This window comes from Clostridium tertium (assembly GCF_902652255.1).
Classification (GTDB): Bacteria; Bacillota; Clostridia; order Clostridiales; family Clostridiaceae; genus Clostridium; species Clostridium tertium_A.
The window spans coordinates 1-1453 of record NZ_CACRTO010000039.1 but is presented as its reverse complement, the minus strand read 5'-3'; the positions used below and the strand labels follow the sequence as shown (position 1 = coordinate 1453).

General features: G+C 26.1%; 2 protein-coding genes. One reads left to right on the top strand and one right to left on the bottom strand.

The window, feature by feature from the left end:
- Positions 1-656 (bottom strand): SIS domain-containing protein (locus GPX08_RS12820; protein WP_156627195.1); only part of this gene is annotated, 656 nt, incomplete at its 3' end.
- A 373-nt stretch (positions 657-1029) separates the two neighbouring features.
- On the opposite strand from GPX08_RS12820, the gene GPX08_RS12815 reads away from it, so the two are divergent.
- Positions 1030-1453, top strand: a 424-nt coding sequence (locus tag GPX08_RS12815) for a GntR family transcriptional regulator (RefSeq protein WP_156627194.1), incomplete at its 3' end; no start/stop codon positions are given.

The following is a 1453-nucleotide window of genomic DNA, read 5'->3' as shown; positions in this document are numbered from 1 at the left end:
CACATAGTGAACATATTGATTTCACCCCAAACAATTCCTGACCCCACCCAAATTTGATAATTTTCATGAGAATAATTATCAGCAATATTTGTTGCAATAGGTTCAAACTTTTCTTGTATTTTAATTATAGATTTGTATAAGCCGCAACATTGATCAGCAAATTTTTCATATTCAGTAAATTCACAATTATTCCACAAAAATCTTAGAACAATAAGGTAGAATTTTAAATAAGTATGTGTCATCCCTGGAATTTCAGATACAATAATATAATCAGATTTTCTAGCTAACGGGCAATCATTTGATCCTACTAAAGAAATAACTTTCGCCCCTCTTTCTCTGCAATAATCACAAGCTGCCAAAGTTTCTGGAGTATCACCTGATTTACTTCCGGTTATAACTAATGTATGCTCGTCAATCCATGTTGGTTGCTCAACTAGCATATCTGCTCCATTCATCAATATACATTCTAAAGCTGAATAATCATCAAATATTTTCTTCACAGACATTAATTCAAAGATTGTACCACCAATACCTGTCAAAACCACTCTAGACACTCCAATTTTATAAATATCATCTACAGTTTTTTCAATACAAGATCTTAACTCATACACCTCACTTCCTTCTCTTAAAAATTCATTAACATCATAATTGTACATATCATTTCTCCTTTCTATAGCAACCACTTATGATTATATTATACCAGTTTGCTCTTATAATACAACCACTTTTTTAATTTTTTTACCAATTTTATTATATAAGCAAAATCTTATACATCATGTAATACTTTTATATTCAATTATGTATATTGTGGTTTTTATTTTATTAACTCGCTTTATTCCACATTATATCGTGGTTTAGAAAAACGATTATCAATACATCTCATATCTATTTAAAAATATAATTCACCAATAAAATCCATATAATATTAATACAATAATATTAAATTACAATTATTTTTGGTTTATATTGAAAAGATTTGGTTCTTAATATATAATTAGTATAGTAAAATAATTAAGAAAGGCTGATTATATGATAAATGATGAAAATATTATTGGTGAAGAAATAATGTTTTATATAACCAATAATAAATTTCAACCAGGAGACAAATTGCCTAGTGAAAGATTTTTCTCTGATTTATTTTCTGTTTCAAGATTTTCATTACGAAAAGCGTTAAAACAATTAGTTAATAATGAATATTTATATGTTAAAGATAAAAGTGGATATTATTATTGTGGCGATAAAGAAAAAATAGATATTAGAAACATATCCTCATTATTTGAAAAAGACAACAAAAAAAGACATAATCTACTATTTAGACATATATTAGCAACAAAAAAAATAGCAAAACGTCTTAACATAGAAGAATCTACCCAAATTATGCAATCCATATTACTATATAACTACACATCAGATCATACTTCAATTTTAAATATATATATGTTTTGTAACTCAA